Origin of the sequence: Flavobacterium sp. PS2 (genome assembly GCF_046250155.1) — a bacterium.
Classification (GTDB): Bacteria; Bacteroidota; Bacteroidia; order Flavobacteriales; family Flavobacteriaceae; genus Flavobacterium.
Window position 1 is genome coordinate 2,560,911 of sequence record NZ_CP176426.1, and the last position, 19,028, is coordinate 2,579,938.

Annotated in this window: 13 protein-coding genes and 2 tRNA genes; 11 read left to right on the forward strand and 4 right to left on the reverse strand. The window is 33.7% G+C overall.

Annotated features, from left to right (window positions below; genetic code table 11):
- Nucleotides 1-37: 37 nt before the first annotated feature.
- On the reverse strand, nucleotides 38-427 hold the full coding sequence (locus ACJ6WR_RS11005; protein WP_409417812.1) for a helix-turn-helix domain-containing protein: 390 nt from the start codon (nucleotides 425-427) through the stop codon (nucleotides 38-40).
- Between the two features lie 173 nt (nucleotides 428-600).
- Here ACJ6WR_RS11005 and ACJ6WR_RS11010 point away from each other — a divergent pair, with 173 nt between their 5' ends.
- Nucleotides 601-879, forward strand: coding sequence for a hypothetical protein (locus ACJ6WR_RS11010; RefSeq protein WP_039113584.1), 279 nt, complete (start codon nucleotides 601-603; stop codon nucleotides 877-879).
- 841 nt (nucleotides 880-1,720) lie between these two features.
- Here the strand turns inward: ACJ6WR_RS11010 and ACJ6WR_RS11015 are convergent.
- The 3 genes from ACJ6WR_RS11015 to rseP all read right to left on the reverse strand — a co-directional run bounded on the left by ACJ6WR_RS11015 (nucleotide 1,721) and on the right by rseP (nucleotide 3,334).
- Nucleotides 1,721-1,794, reverse strand: a tRNA-Asn gene (locus tag ACJ6WR_RS11015).
- Between the two features lie 39 nt (nucleotides 1,795-1,833).
- A tRNA-Asn gene (locus ACJ6WR_RS11020) sits at nucleotides 1,834-1,907 on the reverse strand.
- 83 nt (nucleotides 1,908-1,990) lie between these two features.
- The gene (rseP, locus tag ACJ6WR_RS11025; RefSeq protein ID WP_039113587.1) at nucleotides 1,991-3,334 is read right to left on the reverse strand and encodes an RIP metalloprotease RseP; all 1,344 of its coding nucleotides are present in this window, start codon (nucleotides 3,332-3,334) and stop codon (nucleotides 1,991-1,993) included.
- A gap of 198 nt (nucleotides 3,335-3,532) precedes the next feature.
- On the opposite strand from rseP, the gene ACJ6WR_RS11030 reads away from it, so the two are divergent.
- From ACJ6WR_RS11030 to ACJ6WR_RS11075, 10 genes are all read left to right on the forward strand, one after another.
- A complete protein-coding gene (locus tag ACJ6WR_RS11030; RefSeq protein WP_409417813.1) occupies nucleotides 3,533-4,600 on the forward strand; it encodes an NADH:flavin oxidoreductase/NADH oxidase in 1,068 nt (355 codons plus the stop codon).
- Nucleotides 4,601-5,107: 507 nt separating this feature from the next.
- The gene (locus tag ACJ6WR_RS11035) at nucleotides 5,108-6,148 is read left to right on the forward strand and encodes a Gfo/Idh/MocA family oxidoreductase (protein ID WP_409417814.1); all 1,041 of its coding nucleotides are present in this window, start codon (nucleotides 5,108-5,110) and stop codon (nucleotides 6,146-6,148) included.
- Between the two features lie 456 nt (nucleotides 6,149-6,604).
- A complete protein-coding gene (locus tag ACJ6WR_RS11040) occupies nucleotides 6,605-7,822 on the forward strand; it encodes an MFS transporter (protein WP_409417815.1) in 1,218 nt (405 codons plus the stop codon).
- 475 nt (nucleotides 7,823-8,297) lie between these two features.
- The gene (locus tag ACJ6WR_RS11045) at nucleotides 8,298-11,135 is read left to right on the forward strand and encodes a carboxypeptidase-like regulatory domain-containing protein (protein ID WP_409417816.1); all 2,838 of its coding nucleotides are present in this window, start codon (nucleotides 8,298-8,300) and stop codon (nucleotides 11,133-11,135) included.
- Nucleotides 11,089-12,507, forward strand: a complete 1,419-nt coding sequence (locus tag ACJ6WR_RS11050; protein WP_409417817.1) for a DUF5689 domain-containing protein — start codon at nucleotides 11,089-11,091, stop codon at nucleotides 12,505-12,507. The genes ACJ6WR_RS11045 and ACJ6WR_RS11050 overlap by 47 nt, the downstream gene beginning before the upstream one ends.
- 124 nt (nucleotides 12,508-12,631) lie before the next feature.
- Entirely contained in the window at nucleotides 12,632-13,801 is a 1,170-nt protein-coding gene (locus ACJ6WR_RS11055) for a hypothetical protein (RefSeq protein ID WP_409417818.1), read from the forward strand.
- Between the two features lie 12 nt (nucleotides 13,802-13,813).
- On the forward strand, nucleotides 13,814-14,311 hold the full coding sequence (locus tag ACJ6WR_RS11060) for a DUF4280 domain-containing protein (protein ID WP_409417819.1): 498 nt from the start codon (nucleotides 13,814-13,816) through the stop codon (nucleotides 14,309-14,311).
- 12 nt (nucleotides 14,312-14,323) lie between these two features.
- Nucleotides 14,324-16,951 (forward strand): hypothetical protein, encoded by a 2,628-nt coding sequence (locus ACJ6WR_RS11065; RefSeq protein WP_409417820.1) that lies wholly within the window; start codon nucleotides 14,324-14,326, stop codon nucleotides 16,949-16,951.
- The gene (locus ACJ6WR_RS11070; protein ID WP_409417821.1) at nucleotides 16,948-17,976 is read left to right on the forward strand and encodes a hypothetical protein; all 1,029 of its coding nucleotides are present in this window, start codon (nucleotides 16,948-16,950) and stop codon (nucleotides 17,974-17,976) included. The genes ACJ6WR_RS11065 and ACJ6WR_RS11070 overlap by 4 nt, the downstream gene beginning before the upstream one ends.
- 3 nt (nucleotides 17,977-17,979) lie before the next feature.
- Nucleotides 17,980-19,005: a hypothetical protein gene (locus ACJ6WR_RS11075; RefSeq protein WP_409417822.1), complete on the forward strand. Its 1,026-nt coding sequence runs from the start codon at nucleotides 17,980-17,982 to the stop codon at nucleotides 19,003-19,005.
- The last annotated feature ends 23 nt before the right edge of the window (nucleotides 19,006-19,028 follow it).

Sequence of the window (19,028 nt, forward strand, 5' to 3'; positions counted from 1 at the left end):
AGCCTCTTTCTTGATTATATATTTTATGAAAAGAATTCTACTTCCCTTTCAACAACTTCTCTAAATATTCTACTTTCTCTTTTTCAGCCAAAACCAAGCGTTCAAAAAGCTCAACCATTTTATCAAGAGGGTTGAAATTACAGCTATATGCATTTCCATTTACAACATTGCTATCATGGTAAGTATTTCCAATAATATTTAAAACCGCTTCTTCAGAGAAATTTTTAATTGCTTCAACAGATACGCCAAGTGCTTTTGCTATTTCTATAAGTTTTTCATCTTCTATAGTTTCGCTGTTTTCAATGGCGGAAATAGCTTGTTGGTTTGTCCCTAAAGCTTGCGCTAATGCTTCTTGCTTCATATCTCGAAGTTCACGAATACGGCTTATTTTTCGCCCTATATGATTTGGTTTTGTAAGTGTGCTCATAATTCAAAGATAATAATTAAGTGTAATAACAGTCAATATGTAAAAAACATATTTAGCTAAGTACGGTACGGCTAAAAATGATACAGTACAGTTGAATAGATTGCTTAATTGCGATGTGTTGTAAAAATACAATTTTTCGCACAGGTAGAGATTAAAAACAAAAAAATATAGTAATGCAAAAAGAAAATCATATTCCATTGCATCATGATGAGGTAATGCAATCGGTAGCGAGATTCCTTTCGGCTCTTTGGGTGGAAGGAGAGTTTAGGTATCAACCGGACTATTTAGTTGAAATTTTCGAGAATATTCTCAAAACAGAAATCGGTAATGACCAGGATTTACGAACTAAAATGATAAGTTGTATTAAAACGAGTAAAATGCTGAAAAAAGCATTAGAGCGATTCTCCGATCAAGAAATAGAAAAAGCCTGCAATGGGATTGTAAAAGCTTAATAATGCCTTTATGCTTCTAATTTTGCGTGTAAAACAGTCGTAATATAATAACGCTCAATTTAACCGCAAAGAGCGCAAAGAGAAAAAGACGCAGAGGTTCGCTAAGTTATTGATTAAGCTTTGCGAATCTTTGCGTAACCTTTGTGTTCTTTGCGGTAAAGTCTTTTTATTTAATGCTCAACTTTTGTAATCGAGTTACTAGCGGAGACCCTTCGTTCCTCAGGGTGACAAGATTGGGTGATAATAAAATAAGGGAAACCGTGTTATCGAGCAAAAAGGTTATCAAAGCTATTGATTAAGCTTTGCGAATCTTTGTGTAGTCCTTTGCACTCTTTGCGGTAAAACCCACAAACAATAGATTCGCGTTATCGTTGTTTGAAAAGCTATTGATTAAGCTTTGCGAACCTCTGCGTCTTTTTCTCTTTGCGCTCTTTGCGGTAAAGTCTTTTTATTTAATGCTCAACTTTTGTAATCGAGTTACTAGCGGAGACCCTTCGTTCCTCAGGGTGACAAGATTGGGTGATAATAAAATAAGGGAAACCGTGTTGTCGAGCTAAAAGGTTATCAAAGCTATTGATTAAGCTTTGTGAATCTTTGTGTAATCTTTTGCGCTCTTTGCGGTAAAACCCACAAACAATGGATTCGCGTTATCGTTGTTTGAAAAGCTATTGATTAAGCTTTGCGAACCTTTGTGTTTTTTTCTTTGTGCTCTTTGCGGTAAAATTTTTACTTAATCCCCAGCTTTTGCACCTGATCCTCTTTCGGTTCCTCAGGGCGACAACGATTGGGTAAGGTATAAACAAAAAAAAGACTATCATTTGCATGATAGTCTTTTAATAAGCTCCCTCTCTTGGGCTCGAACCAAGGACCCTCTGATTAACAGTCAGATGCTCTAACCAACTGAGCTAAGAAGGAATCACCTTAAAGGTAAATATGTTTGCTAAAAAAAAGTTGCTCCCCCTCTTGGGCTCGAACCAAGGACCCTCTGATTAACAGTCAGATGCTCTAACCAACTGAGCTAAGGAGGAAGTTGTTGTTCTTTTTAGCGAGTGCAAATATAGAAGGTTTTTTCCTTTCTAAAAAATTTTTTCGCACTTTTTATTAATAAATTTTACTTGCCTACGATTGCTTTATAAATATCGTTACCGTTAGCAAATAAAAGCAATGTTATAAGTAAAACGAAGCCAACCATTTGCGCGTTTTCTAGGAATTTATCGCTTGGTTTTTTACCACTAATGATTTCGTATAATAAAAACATCACATGACCACCATCTAGAGCAGGAATCGGTAATAAATTCATTACTCCAAGCATAATTGATAAAAGTGCAGTGATAGACCAGAACACTTCCCAACTCCAAGTACTAGGGAAAATATTATAAATAGCCGCAAAACCACCTACTTGTTTGTAAGCTTTGGTTTCTGGGTTAAAAATCATTTTAAGCTGTTTTCCGTAACTTACCAGTTGATCTTTTCCTTTTTCAATCCCTACAGGAATCGATTCAAAAAATCCAAACTCTTTAGTACTTATTTTATAGTAGCCTAATTTCTCTAATGATTCCATTCCTAGAGTACCAACATTTACACCAAGTTTACCTTCTTTGGTAACAATAGCATTAACTGGAGTCTCTTTTTGGTTTCTTAAAACAACGGCAGGAATAGTTTTTCCTTTGTTATTTTCTAGTATTGTTTTTACCTCGTCATAATATTTTACTTTCTGTCCGTTAAGAGAAGTAACCAAATCTTTTGGTTGTAATTCTTTATTTGGAGATTCAGCAGCAATATTTCCAATTACAAAAGGCATTCTTATAGAAGCAAGAGGGCTTTTTTCATGTTTTGATAATTGGTCAACAAGATCGTTTGGCATCTGGATAGTTTGCTCAACACCGTTTCTTTCAATAAGAACTTGTTTAGACATTACTAAGTCCATGTTTATTTGATTGTCGAAACTCTCTACTTTTTTACCATCGATAGCAAGAATCTTATCACCAGTTTTAAAACCAGCTTTAATCATAACAGGATTTTCAATAGAAAGACCATCTTTTATGTCAGCATTAGCAACATAAGTTTCGCCATAAGCAAATGCCATTCCTATATATATAATAAACGCAAGAATAAAGTTTACCGTAACACCACCCAACATAATGATTAAACGTTGCCAAGCTGGTTTCGAACGAAACTCCCAAGGTTGTGGAGGTAAAGCCATTTGTTCTTTGTCCATACTTTCGTCAATCATTCCGGAGATTTTTACATAACCACCTAGAGGTAACCAACCGATACCATATTCAGTATCGCCAATTTTCTTTTTTAGAAGTGAAAATTTGACATCAAAAAATAAATAGAATTTTTCGACTCTTGTTTTAAATAATTTTGCGGGGATAAAATGCCCTAATTCGTGAAGAATAATAAGTAATGATAAACTCAATAAAAATTGAGAAAGCTTGATAACTATATCCATTGTTTAATTTTAGTTCTTAAATAACGCACAAAAGTAACGTTTTCTATTTTAATTCATAGTGCAATATAAGTCATAAGGTTTTAAATGTTTGTTAATTAATAAACATTTAGATTTCTACTTTTAACAAGATGCAGTAACTTTACTTTTTAAACACTATTTTAAATATTAGTAGTGTTAATCCGCTAAAAGTTACATTATATGGCTTCATTATTATTTTCTCCGCTTTCGATAAAAAAAATCACCTTAAAAAATAGAATCGTTATTTCGCCAATGTGTCAATATTCAGCTATTGATGGTTTTGCTAATGATTGGCATTTGGTACATTTAGGAGCTCGTGCAACGGGAGGTTCAGCATTGATAATTCAGGAAGCGACAGCAGTTTCGCCTGAAGCAAGAATCTCACCCGAGGATTTAGGATTATGGAAAGACGAACAAATAGAAAAATTACAAACAATCAATACATTTATTGTTTTTCAAAATGCCATTCCAGGAATCCAGATTGCACATGCCGGACGCAAAGCGAGTGTTTCAGCTCCATGGCAAGGAAATAAAAAGTTAGATTTCGCTCAAGGCGGATGGCAAACCGTTGCGCCAAGTGCAATAGGTTATCATGATAATGAAGCTGCTCCAATAGCTTTGGATAAAGAAGGAATTCAGAAAGTAATTGCCGATTTTAAGTCAACTACCAAAAGAGCCGTTGCTGCAGGATATCAGGTTTTGGAAATTCATGGAGCGCATGGATATTTGTTACACCAGTTTATGTCGCCATTGTCTAATTTAAGAACCGATGAATATGGTGGAAGTTTCGAAAACAGAATTCGTTTAACTCTCGAAATCGTTGATGCAGTACAATCAGAATGGCCAGAAGATTTACCGTTGTTTGTTCGAATCTCGGCAACCGATTGGGCAGAAGGAGGTTGGAATCTTGAAGAATCGGTACAGCTTTCGGCAATTTTAAAATCTAAAGGAGTAGATGTTGTAGATGTTTCTTCGGGTGGATTGGTTTCTCATCAAAAAATTGCACTAGGACCAAATTACCAAGTTCCTTTTGCCGAAAGGATAAAAAAAGACACAGGAGTTTTAACAGGGGCAGTAGGTTTAATCACCGAAGCTACTCAAGCCGAAGCAATCTTAACTTCAGGTCAAGCCGATTTAATCTTGTTTGCCAGAGAATCGCTTCGTGACCCAAACTTGGCTTTGCATTTTGCATCCGAATTAAACTCCGATATACAATGGCCAAAACAATATGAACGAGCTAAGATTTGATGAAACATTAATGTTTTTTTTATTTAAACCATTAAGAGATAAAACATAAGTTTCTAATTGAACCATTAAGAGATTAAGTTTCATTAAGCTTTGAACTTAATTTTTTTCAATCTGTTAATGGTTAGAAGAAATAAAACATAAGTTTTTTTAATTGAACCATTAAGAGATTAAGTTATATTAAGCGTTGAACTTAATTTTCTTTATTTCTTAATGGTGGAAAAAAACTTAACCAATAAACGTAAAATCAAAATTTATTTGAACCATTAAGAGATTAAGTTATATTAAGCGTTAAACTTAATTTTTCTTTATTTCTTAATGGTAAAAAAACTTAATTTCATCCGTGGCAAAACAATAAACATTAACTGAATTTCATTGAAAAGAGAAAACTTAATTTTCTTCATTTCTTAATGGTGGAAAATCCTTTATCCCGATAGCTATCGGGAGTGGCAAAAAAATAAACTTAATTTTCTTCATCTCTTAATGGTGAAGAAAAAAAATAAAAATCAAATGCAAAAAATAAAAACAGCACTACTATCATACGGAATGTCGGGGAAAGTTTTTCACGCACCATTTATAAATATTCACCCAGGATTTGAACTTATTGGTTCTTGGGAAAGAAGCAAGAAATTAATACAAGAAGATTATCCAACAGTAAAAAGTTACCCAACCATCGAAGATGTTCTTGCAGATGATGTTGATTTGGTGATTGTAAACACACCAGTCGAAACACATTATGAATATGCCAAAAAAGTTCTAGAGGCTGGTAAACACGCTATAGTCGAAAAAGCATTTACAACCACCGTTGCACAGGCACAAGAATTGGCTGATTTAGCTAAAGCAAAAGGATTAAAATTGGCCGTTTTCCAGAACAGAAGATGGGATAGTGATTTTAAAACCGTTCAAAAAGTTGTTAAAGACGGTTTGTTAGGAGATTTGGTCGAAGGCGAATTTCATTTTGACCGTTATAATCCTTTATTAAGTATCAAAGCACATAAAGAAACTGCCAACTCAGGCGCAGGAATCCTAAAAGATTTAGGACCACATTTAATAGATCAGGCATTGCATTTGTTTGGATTTCCAAAATCTGTTTTTGCAGACATCCGAATAACACGCGAAAATTCATTGGTCGATGATTATATCGATTTACTATTATATTACAATGATTTTAGAGTTCGGCTAAAAGCTAGTTTTTTTGTTAGAGAAGCCAACCCAGCTTATGTAGTTCACGGAAAGAAAGGCTCGTTCTTAAAACCTCGTGGAGATGTTCAGGAAGATGATTTAAAATTGAGCAAAAAACCAGATACTGTAACTTGGGGAACTGAAGCAGAAGGTTTAAACGGAATTTTACACACAGAAATTGATGGTGAGGTTATCAAAGAGAAAACTCCAACTTTACAAGGGAATTATTATGAGTTCTTTGATGGTGTTTACAAGTCGATTACAACAAATGCTATAGAGCCAGTTACAGCCGAAGATGGTGTTAAAACCATGAAAATCATCGAAGCAGCTATTGCAAGTAATGTACAACACAAAGTGATTAATTTATAGGCATTTAACTCTTTGCGAAAGTAACGCGATCCCGAAGCGTCGGGACGGATTTACTAAAGTAAAGACGCGGAAAAATACGGATTTTATAAAATAATTAATCCCTAAGTTTTTGACAACGTTATTAAGTTAAGCTTTTTTGATTTAATTATGATTAATTTTTTTCGCGCAAAGACGCAAAAGAGCAAAGGTTTTAGGTGTAAACTTGGCGGCTTGGCGACTTTGCGTGAGATTTATTCGGCGCTATTATTCTTAACTTAATGACATTCAGCTTTTGGATGGGAGAAAATCCGTTTTTATCCGTGTTTTCGCCTTGGCGAATTCGCTTCATCCGTGTTCCATTTGCGTTCCACTTAATTTATAAACAATAACGTTATAATTAATCCTAACTAGTAGGGTTGAATTAATGTTAAGGATGATTTTCGTAATTTTGCCCAATCAAACTTTAAACAACTCATTTTGATAGATTTAAACTTCCTAGGCAGATTCAGAAGTAAAGCAAAATTTAAGAAAACATATAAAAATGCTAAAGCTTCGTACTTAAACCGAATCCGTTTTGCTGTCGGAATGTTTTATTTTGCAATGGGTTTATGTTTTGCTACCTGGGCAAGCCGAATTCCGAGTATTAAAGCCGCATTAGATTTAAGCGAAGGACAATTAGGATCTATTTTGTTTGCATTACCGTTGGGGCAATTACTAATTATGCCTTTCTCGGGTAAAGTTGTAACTCGTTTTGGGAGTCATAGAATCTTAATTTTTTCTTTACTATTTTATGCTTTTAGTTTAACTAATTTAGGTTTAGCAACTACATCGTGGCAGTTATCTATAGGTTTATTCCTTTTCGGAGTATTCGGAAACCTAGCCAATATTGCAGTAAATACACAAGGAGTTTACACCGAAGTACTTTTCAAGAAAACAATAATGTCTTCCTTTCATGGCATGTGGAGTTTTGCTGGTTTTACAGGAGCTTTAGTTGGTTTAGGAATGTTAGCATTAAAACTATCGCCATATTATCATTTTGTAATTGTGGCAGGAATTGTACTTATTATGGTTGCTTTCAATTATAAATTTTTGGTCAAAGCCAAAGAAAAAATCAAAGTACAGGAGAAGAAAAAGAAACTTTTTGCTAAACCAGACAGTTCATTAATTTGGCTTGGAGTAATTGGGTTTTGTTGTATGGCGAGCGAAGGAGTAATGTTCGATTGGAGTGGTGTTTATTTTAAAGATGTCGTAAAAGCTCCTGGGGCATTAGAAATCTTAGGATATACATCATTCATGATTATGATGGCAAGCGGACGTTTTCTTGGGGATGGACTAATTCTTAAATTCGGAAGGAAAAAAGTACTGCAAATAAGCGGATTGGTTATTTCGCTTGGACTTTTTACCTCAGTGCTTTTCCCGTATATAATTCCTTGTACAATTGCCTTTATGTTTGTTGGTTTGGGAGTTTCTACTGTTGTGCCAACTTTGTACAGTGTTGCGGGTAAAAACCCATCGGTTCCGGCTGGTGAAGCTTTAACAATCGTTTCGAGCGTTAGTTTTCTTGGGTTTTTAATGGGACCTCCTGTTATCGGTCATATTGCCGAAGCTTTTGGTCTTCGTTTCTCTTTTGCCTTTATCGGCATCTTCGGATTCTTTATTGCTTTTATGGTTACAAGAATCAAAGCAATAGAATAATCATATCACATTACTTTAAAATTGTGGAAAGAAGTTAAACATATAAGTTATGTAAGCTCATTTAAGTTTTTATGCTGATAGTCACGCTTATATTTACTTTCATTACTTACATGGTTCAAACTAAAGTGTTAGTTTAGAACTTTAAGTATGAAAGTGAATGATGTAATACGTTAATTTTCTCAGCTCTTCATAATGTAATTTTCTGCGTTTTGTATTTTTATTTAACAGGAAAAATAAAGTTAAATATAAATTAGTTATATTTGAAATTAAATTAAAGAAAAAACGTACATTTTTTTAATAGGGAATTTCAAAATACCACTTGTTTTTTATTAAAGCACTATTCCAAAAATAGATTTTTTTCTTGATTGCTCTATAACTTGAAAGTTCATTCTTTTGAGTTGTAGTGCTTTCAGAAATTCTTTCTTGAACGCCATTTTTCGATAATATATTTTAAAATCTTAAAAATAATATGTTTATGAAAAGTTGGATGGCGGTATTCTTATTTATCTCACAAGTAGCTATTTCTTTCGCGCAAAGCGAAACTGGTTTTTTAGGAAAAATTATCGATTCCAGAACACAGAAGCCGTTGCAATATGTTGTGGTTAGTATTCAAAATTCTTCAACCATGCAATTAACAGATAGCGATGGTACATTTAAATTACTTTTATTATCCGAAGGAGATCAATTATTATTACTACACAGTCAAGGATATAAAGATTTGCTCTTTCCTGTAAAGGTTGTTTCTGGACAAATGACAGATTTAGGAGTTTTGATTTTAGATGAAGACAATCAAATTGGTTCACAAGCTATTCTGATTTCTTTATCCGAGAGTGATTTGACAGATGATAATAGTACATCCGAGAATACTTCGGGACTTTTGCAATCATCACGTGATGCATTCTTACAAGCATCGGCTTTTAATTGGGGACAAGCGCGTTTTAGGATGCGAGGCTTAGATAGTGAGCATGCTAAGATGACGATTAATGGTGTCGAAATGAACAAAATGTATGATGGCAGACCACAATGGGGAAATTGGGGAGGGTTGAATGATGCTACCAGAAATCAAGAGTTTTCCGTCGGGACGGCAACATCAGATTATACATTTGGAGGAATTTTAGGCACGCAACAAATTAATACCCGAGCTTCGATATACCGACCAACCTCCCGAATTACATTTTCGGGTAGTAATACCAATTATAGTTTGCGTGCAATGGCAACCTATGCTACAGGATTAATGCCTTCTGGATGGGCTTTTGTAGTTTCGGCAGGGAAACGCTGGGCAAACGAAGGCTATTTTGAAGGAACAAATTACGATGCCGATTCTTTCTTTATGAGCATCGAAAAGAAATTAAGTGATAGTCATTCGCTCAATTTCACAGGATTTTATACGCCAAATTCAAGAGGGAAAAATTCACCAAATACAAACGAAGTAACACAACTTACCAACGAACAATATAATTCGTATTGGGGCTGGCAAGATGGTAAGAAAAGAAATGCACGACTAAAAACAGTTGAAGAACCCGTTTTAATGCTGAATCATTTTTTTAAGATAGATGATAAAACAACTTTAAACTCCAGTATAACATATCAGTTCGGGAAAATCAGCAATAGTAATATTGATTATCAAAATGCTGATAGTCCTGATCCTACCTATTATCGTAAGTTACCAAGTTATTATAGTTCGCTTTATGCAAAAGACCAAGGAGAATACCCAGGCGATTTTACACCCGATTATGAAAATGCAGAGATAAACAGAACTCATTTCTTAGCAAATCCTCAAATAAATTGGGATGAATTATATCGATCAAATCGAACTATTACAACCGACTCAAAAGGAATCGTAAATGGTTATGTAGCTGCTCAGAGTCATTACGTTTTGTATGAAGACAGAACAGATGATAAAACAATATCCTTTAACTCTACTATAAACTCTCAATTAACGGAGAATATAATTTTTAATGGCGGAATCGCTTTTAGAAATTTAAAATCACATAATTATCAATTTCTCACGGATTTATTGGGAGGATCGTATTTTGTAGATATTGATTTGTTTTACAAAGGCGATCAATCGCAATCGGATTTGCAGCATCCAAATCGTCAAGTAGGAGTAGGGGATACGTATGGATATAACTATAATTATCTGGCAAATACAGTTGACGTTTTTACGCAGTTTAAATTCTCTTATCGCAAAGTCGATTTTTATCTTGCTCAGGCTTTCTCAAGTGCTACTTATCAAAGAGATGGTTTATATCAAAACGGAATCTATGCTACAAATTCTTTTGGCAAAAGTGAGAAAGTGAATTTTGAGAACTTTGCTTTTAAGGGAGGATTAACATATAAAATATCAGGTAAACAATGGTTGTTTTTTAATGGAGCGCATTTAACCAAAGCGCCTACAATAAGAAATACATTTCCCAACGCTCGACTTAATAATGGTATAGTCGACGGAATAGAAAGTATGAACATTAGTAGTCTTGAAGGAAACTACATATATCATTCGCCTAAACTAAAAACCAGATTTACGGGATATTATAGTTTGATAAAGAATGCAACGCAAACTTCCTTTTTCTATGCCGAAGGAATTTTTGATGATGGTGCTGGATATGATAATACAAATGCATTTGTGAGCCAGACATTAACACATTTAAACAAAAAGAATATTGGTGCTGAGTTAAGTTTTGAATATCAAATCCTGCCTACTTTTAAAACCACTTTGTCTGCAGCATATGGGCAATATACGTATGATAGTAACCCGAATGTAACAATTACAAACGATGCTCAAGCGTCTTTAACAAATAGTAATCCAGTTTATAATTTTGGAACTGCGGCACTAAAAAATTACAAACAACCAGGAATGCCACAACAAGCCTATTCATTTGGGATTGAATATCGCAATCCTAGATATTGGTGGCTTGGCGCGAATATAAATTACCTCACAAATTCTTATATAGACGTATCTCCAATTTCCAGAACAGCGCAGTTTTATATTAACCCTAAGAGTGGTTTTCCTTTTCCTGAAGCCTCAGCAGAAAGAGCTCGGGTATTATTGAAGCAAGAAAAGTTTAATCCGATTTCATTATTAAATATCACAGGAGGAAAATCATGGCGTATTCGCAGAAAGAATATTTCTCTTTTTGCAAGTGTAAATAATGTGCTGAATACGATCTATAAAACAGGTGGTTTTGAACAAGCAAGGAATGCAAATTTCCGCCGATTAGATCAGCAAGCTTCGAGCGGAACCCCATCATTTGCGCCAAAGTATTTTTATGGATACGGAAGAACCTATTTCGGAAACCTGGCAATTAATTTATAAATATATAAACGTATTTAATATGAAGAATAAATATAACTCTTCGGTTTTTTTAGTAATTGTGATGCTTACTTTTTTTGGTTGTGCAGGAGAAGAAACGGCAATTCCAGAGCTAACATGTAACCAGCCTGATTTAAAAGTAAACAAGACAGTGTCTGATGTTTATAATGCTGCTAATCCTGTTGCGGCTAAATATTTATATGATGATATTATAGAAGGATATGTAGTTTCTAGTGATGAATCGGGTAATTTTTTTAAAACAATATCTTTTCAAACCATACCTACAAATGGCGTTGCACAAGGATTTAGTATAGGGTTTGACGCGACAAACTCCTATATCGATTATAGAATAGGAAGCAAGGTATTCATAAAATTAAAAAACCAATTTACCGATGTTAATTATGGCGGAATGAGGATTGGGAGTTTGTATGTTAATGCCTATGGAGAAGCAACAGTTGGAAGAATTGCGCAAAATGAGTATAAAAATGTATTGAATACTTCTTGTGTTGTAATTGATGAAAGCAAGTTAGTTCGTTCACTTTCGATGGCCGAATTATTAAATGATAATAACATAAATACATTAGTGCAATTATCTGATGTTCAATTTGCCGATGCAGCATTAGGTCGTCATTATTTTGAAGAAGCAAATAATGTAGGAGGTGCTACCAACTGGAATTTGCGTGATAAAGCTGGTAATCAGGTTATTTTTAGAACTAGTAGTTATGCTGATTTCGCAACCAGTTTAGTGCCTAAAGGAAGTGGAACAGTTCGGGGGATATTGACAAAATATGGTACAGATTATCAAATAATGGTACGTTCAGAAAAAGATGTAGTAATGGAAGGGAAGAGAACTATTCCGTTTTTCTCAGAAGATTTTCAATCAGTTAAGCATAATGTAAATTTTAGTCTGCCGGGGTGGAGTAATATTGTTGAAAAAGCAACCAAATTATGGAAAAGTATTGTTTACGCAGGTAATGGTTATGCCGAGTTCAATACGACAAGTACAACAGCCGCCGAAAACGTTGCTTGGTTGGTTTCTCCTAAAATCAATACAACAGATTATAAAAACGCGGTACTGTCTTTTAGAAGTGCACAACATGATTTAAAAGTGGATTCTCCGTTGAATGCTTTAGAAGTTTATGTGTCAACTAATTTTGATGGTTCGAATATCACTAAGGCTAAATGGACAAAATTAACTGCAAAAGTTGCATCGTTATCAACTCCTACGCGACAGTTTATAAGCTCAGGAGGTATAGATTTATCTGCTTATTCAGGAAATATTCATATTGCATTTAAGTATATTGGGTCAGGTAAAGACAAAACACTTAACGGAGCTTTTATGGTAGACGATGTTGTAATTGTAGGAGATAAGTAAGTAGAGATGTTATGTAAGAAAGAATAGTTATTTAAAGACCAATTATGTATTTAAGTATTTTCTTTCTTTTATTTTTTTAAATAACAAGAAAAAACATATATTTGATATTTAATACAAGTTTCTAATGTATATATCAGATAATCAAGAGCTTTCTTATAACAAGAGCTTTCTCACTTATAAAATTAAAAAGGGCGACACCCTGCAAAGCGTAGCTTTAGAACTGGAAGTTGAGCCAAGAACTCTTAGAGCTTACCATAATATGCATTGCAGAATTCCTGATTTAATTGAGGCAGATTTTAAATACCATCTTGAATATTTAATTTTAGCTCCAGAAAAAAAAGAACTCCCTGAAGAAGAAAGAATTCAAAATGAGGTAGTTTTTAATGATGGAGCCTCTACTATTTCATTAAACTACGCACACATAAACAATACTTATGGAGTGCTTTATACTATAGAAAGCGGAGAAAAAATACATACCCTAAAACAAGAAATAAATGTAAAGTGGAAGGCTAAAAGCGACAATGGTTTTTATTTTTTTGAAGTAACCCGTATCGGTAATATTTATATAAACGATGCTGAAGCAGGTTCTATGGCTCAAGTAATTGCCGAAAAAGCTTCCGCAGCTTTATATCCTTTATTAGTTGTTGTTGATGGAGACGGAAAATGGGTTTACATCAATAATTTTAATCAAATTAAAGAGCGCTGGGAAGAAATAAAAACTCAAATTATAAAAGAGTTTAGAGGTGATAGTATTGAAAAATATTTTTCGATTTACGACACAAATTTAGAAAGTAGCGATTCGCTATTCTTATCACTTTCGCAAGATTGGTTTCTTAATGCTTTTTTTAACGGAATTCATACTCATTATACCTCAAGTTTAGTTATTAATAAACAACTTGATTTTCCTTTTATAGTAACAGCCAAAAATATTAACTATCAAGTAGAGCAAAGATTAAATAAACATCTTGATAGGGATAACTTTATAGTAATCGAGATAATGGGTAAACTCGATGATGAACGAACCAAAACAGATTTTGAACAAGAATTAGGTTTAGTTTCAAAAGAATTTTCAGAGCAAAAACCAACGGGTAATTATAAAGCAAAATACTTTTTGAATCCAAATAGTTATATAGTTGAAGCACTTAATTTGACTTGCGACATTGCATTGGATGTTCCTCAAAAATATGAAATTACGATTTCTAATTTAGATGATAAAGACGAACAAGTAATTGCTTCAAGACAAAAAATATTTGTTGAAGAAATTAAACCCAAAAAAAAGTGGTGGTCTTTTTAAAAAATAAGAATTATGAGTGAGAAACATATTGTAGTACAAGGAGCTACTGTAAAATGTAAGTTTAGTGTAGAACCAAAATTGGACAAATTAAAAGTAAAAACACAAAAAAAACATTATGCAAACGATAAAGAGGGTGCCGAAAAACTAATTGCTACAACCAAAGAAATTGGGCAAACACTAGAAAAAAACACCTTTGGTAAATGTAAAAAACAACCTACGGGGAGTGATTATTTACCATGTAAGGCTGTAATTACTAAGTGGAGTGGTTTTTATGACAAAGTAACTCTAAGTAATCAAGGCAAAATTTTAACAGAAGATAGCAAAGCTACTTGCCCAATGGGAGCGCCCGATTGTATTGAAATTGTAAATCACGGACAAATTGCAGAACCATCTGAGCAAAATTTTAAAAACGTAGATCCAATGTTGCACAATCAAATAAATCCAATGGTAGATGTTAGACAGATGTACAAAGTAGAAGCTAAACACAAGGGAATAAATTTTAACGATTAATTTGTTGATACAATGGCTAAAGGTGTAAAAAAAATTAAATGGACAGGGGTTGGTAAGGTAATAAGCAGTTTTTCCAGACCCAATGAAAAATTGGCAATAGCCCCAGATCAGGAAGTTTCTTTTGAGGTCTCGGAGTGGTATGATGGCACACCAGAAGCAGATAAAAGAAAAAACATCACTTGGATATTACAAGATAGAAAAGCAAGAAAGATAATTGCACAAAAAACAGCAGCTGTAAATACGCCTAAAAAAATTAGCATTCCTAAAGCCTTATGTGGCCCATTTGAATATTATGTAGAAGCAAGTCTTTACGGAAGTGTAGATTTACTAAATGAAACGGGGTTATATGTAAGAGGATACTGTACTCCCAAAATCGTAAGTAGTAAATGGTGCAAAGCCAATAACGGAACAGATGTACGAAAAGAATATTTTTTTGGTTATGGTGAAATAATCTATCTGAACTTAGTGACCGAAGGACTCAACGGGAACTTAAATTTAGGCATAGACATTTATAGACGTATTAAGGGTGAAGACCAGTTTATAAAAAGATATTCAAGTGTAGATGTTATAGATGGAGAGATAAATTATAAAATAAATGATAGTTTCTTGTGGTATGGAGCTGTTAAAAAACGAAAAGAACTCGAAGAGTTTTATGTAAAAGTCTTTGATCCCGCCGATAGACTTTATATTACCGATAGTAACAATGATACCGAGCATGCTCGTTTCTTGCGAGTTAAGGATAAGATAGCCTCGAGAGTAGTAAAGCCCTCTACAAGTTTATCGCCTTTAAAAATTGGGGAGCCAGACAAAAATTTTATGAGTTATCATTATTGCAAGTATACTTCGATAAAGATGAATGATAAACTGCTTTTTGATGAATCAAAATTAATAAAAGGGCAGAATATAAGTAAAGAAATTAGAGTACATTTATTTGCTGGAGGAAACGATAAATATAAAAAGATAAAGATAGAATTGGGCGAAAAGCTACCCGGAAAATGTGATAACCACCGAGGACAGGTGTTTGATATTACCGATTTGCAAAAGGCAGGATTTGAAAATGCTAAAAAGATTTCAAATAATGCTTTTTCATTTGATAATACTTTTAAGTACAAATTTCAAAATGATTATAAAGAGTTTTTTAAGGAATATTTTTTACCGAAAGTAGTTATCAAGACAAAGATTCCTCTGGCGACTTGTGGATATCAGCATATTTTAGATATTAATATAAATCCAGATGTGGCTTGGGCATATCATTTTCAGTACGATAAACCCAATGGAGGTTTCTTTAAAGATATAAATATTAAAATACAAACGGGATTAGATGAAGAATTAGATTACTTAACCACATATTTAGACGCTGCAATAAAGCTGATATTCAAAGATTTACCAGATCCGATGAGGGAATTAATGGTAATATTTTTAACAGATTACTTTAAGAGCTCAGCAAGTAGTTTTGGTTTTGGTATTCATGCCTATCATACATTTGATGAAAGCCAGAACAAACCTGCTGTAATTATGGATTATACGGCAAAATACCCCTGGATAGCAAGAACATTAATTACTACCTTCCTTGTAGTATCAGTAGTAATCGATATTATAATACTATACCTAACTCGAGGGAAAGGAGCAGTAGCCACAAAAACAGGAAAAGTTGTAGCAAATGTTCATAAATATGGTAGGTCAGCAGCTATTGCCATGGAAAGAAAAGGTTTTGAAATGATAAGCCCAAAAATCACGTCTTTTAGAGCACAGTATTTTGAGAGACAAGCAGATGACAGAATTGCTCTTATACAAACCGAAAAAGTATCGGCATTGCCTTTATTTGGTTTACAGTATGAAGACAAACATACGCTCGGGAGCATCACCACCAATTTAACTGGTATTTCGACTGTATTTGATTATGCCCGTAAAGCAATGGCTATTTTTGGACGAATTACCTTGCTCAAAAAAATTAGTGATAAATTAAACAAAGTACCAATAGATCCTAATAAACTACCAGGTGCAGTTAATCGGAACGATGTTAATAGCGGTATAGATTATGTGCAAGAAGCCATAGAAAATAGTATCGATGGATTGGCTAAAAAATTGGGACATAAACTCGAGTTTATTCTAACCATAAAAGGCGAATACCAAGCCAACTATCAGGTATTTATAAATCATTTGGTAGGTGCAGTAAGTGTCGAGGATCAATTAGAAAATTATGTAAATAATAGTAAAGGTATTATAGGACGAAAAAAAGGAATAGATGCCGTAGCCTCCTGCCAGCTTAAAACAGGTTACAAAATAAAAACCGATTGGATCATGCGTTATGCCCCCGATTTTATAAAAGGAGTAGTGCCAGTAATAGACCATGAAGCCAAAGCCGAGGGACAAGCTGAAATACATGGCAGTTTATTTTTTGAGCGTAAATACACTTTCGAGAACCCCAAAGCCTATTATGTAGATAACGTTATTTTCTCAGGCATTGCAGGAAGTTTGTCGGGGAGTGCAAAAATTAAATATGATAAACCTGATGGAAAGAAAAATAAAAGCATTACAATTCCAGAAACGTCTTTTATCTTAATGGAGCCCTATGTGGTAAAAGGAGAAAAAGTATTTTTATTTGATGATGATATAATTAACAAACCCAAAGAACAATGAAAAAAACATTCCTGACCCTAATGCTCGCTACTTTGGTTATAGCCTGCGGACAAGAAAAAAAACAACCGATTAACACTAAAATCATGAACATACAATATCCAGAAATAAACGCCAACAATTTTGAACAAAAATTAGCAGCAAGTGTAAAACATTACGAAAAAGAACCGATGTATTATATGCGCATTAATAAGAGCAATTGTGTGGTCGAGGTATTAGTGAATGATTATAAGATATATAAAGATTATGAATTATCAAATTTAGCAACACCCGAAGAAATAAATCATGCGATACTAAAAAGCGGAGAGCAAACACTAACCTACCGTTTGTACCCAGTAGGTGATTTAATAAAAGAAGAATATGGCGAGGGAGGTACTGTAACAACGTTAACCGATAATACTGCTATTGCTATATCTATTATAAAAATGGATAGCAACAGTGAGAAAACACTCGAAGATGAAGAAGTAATAATAAAACACGTAAGCTTAACCGATGCCAAAGGACGTTTTATAGCATCAGGAAAGCCCTATTATGAGTTTACATTTTCATTTAATGCGCAAGTACCTTATGTAAACGAAGGATGGAGCAAAGGGCAGGATTTATCAAAATTAGACCAGAAAGTTCTTGAGCAAAAAGCAGTGGAATTTTATAAGGAATATGGAAAGATATACGAAAATAAAGAAGTTGATTTACAAGCAAAATTAAATTTTGGGAGAGAAAAGAGAGCTGCTATTGCATTGTATAAAAAATTATCCGATATAGACGGTTTATGGGAAGAATATTTAGTCGATTTTAATAAAAAAAATATAAAAACACAACCAATAGATAATTATAAAAAGATCTTTTTTGGGAATGGTAGGATTGTATTTTTACTATATCAATCTTTAGAATATCCTTATAGAGGAGGAGGAGCTTTGCGAGTTGATTACATTGACAAAGATGGGGATGAGGCAGTTTTTATGCCAAATATTTCTCTTTATTTACCAGAAGGTAAAAAGCTAGAAGATGGTTTGTATATGATAAATTAAGAGATGAGAAAGCTTCTAGTTTTATTTGGGATTTTGACAGTTGTTTTTGCCTGCGGACAAGAAAAAAAACCGATTAATACCAAAATAATGAACATACAATATCCTGAAATAAACGCCAACAATTTTGAACAAAAATTAGTAGCAAGTGTAAAACATTATGAAAAAGAGCCGCTGTATTATATGCGTATCAATAAAAGTAATTGCGTGGTCGAGGTATTAGTAAATGATTATCCAGTACATGATGATTATGAATTGTCTAATTATGCCACTCCATTAGCTATAAACCGTGCAATACTAAAAAGTGGAGAACAAACACTTACCTATCGTTTGTACCCAGTGGGGGATTTAATAAAAGAAGAATATGGCGAGGGAGATACGGTAACCAAGTTAACCGATAATACAGCAATATCGATTTCTATTATAAAAATGGATAATGGTAGTGAGAAAACACTAGAGGATGAAGAAGTGGTGATGAAACATACGAGCTTAACCGATGATAAAGGTCGTTTTATAGCCTCTGGAAAACCCTATTATGAGTTCACTTTTAAATTTAATGCCCAAGTACCGTATGCAAATGAAGGCTGGAGCAAAGGGCAAGATCTATCAAAATTAGATCAGAAGTTACTTGAAGCAAAAGCAGTAGAATTTTATAAAGAATACGGTAAAATATACGAAAATAAAGATAGTGATTTATTAGCAAAATTAAGTTTTGGAGAAGAAAAGAGAAACTCGATTGCGAGTTATAAAAAATTATCTGACATAGACGAATTATGGAAAGAATATATTAAGAGGTTAAATTATAACAGTATACAATTACAACCTATAGAGAATTATCGAAAGGCATTTTTTGGCAATGGTAAAATAATATTTCTAATGTTAAATTCATTAGAGTATCCTTACAGAGGAAGCGGAGCTTTACGAGTTGATTATATTGATAAAGATGGTGACGAAGCAGTGTTAATTCCTGATATTTCTCTTTATTTACCAGAAGGTAAAAAGCTAGAAGATGGTTTGTACATGATAAATTAAGAGATGAGAAAGTTTTTGGTTTT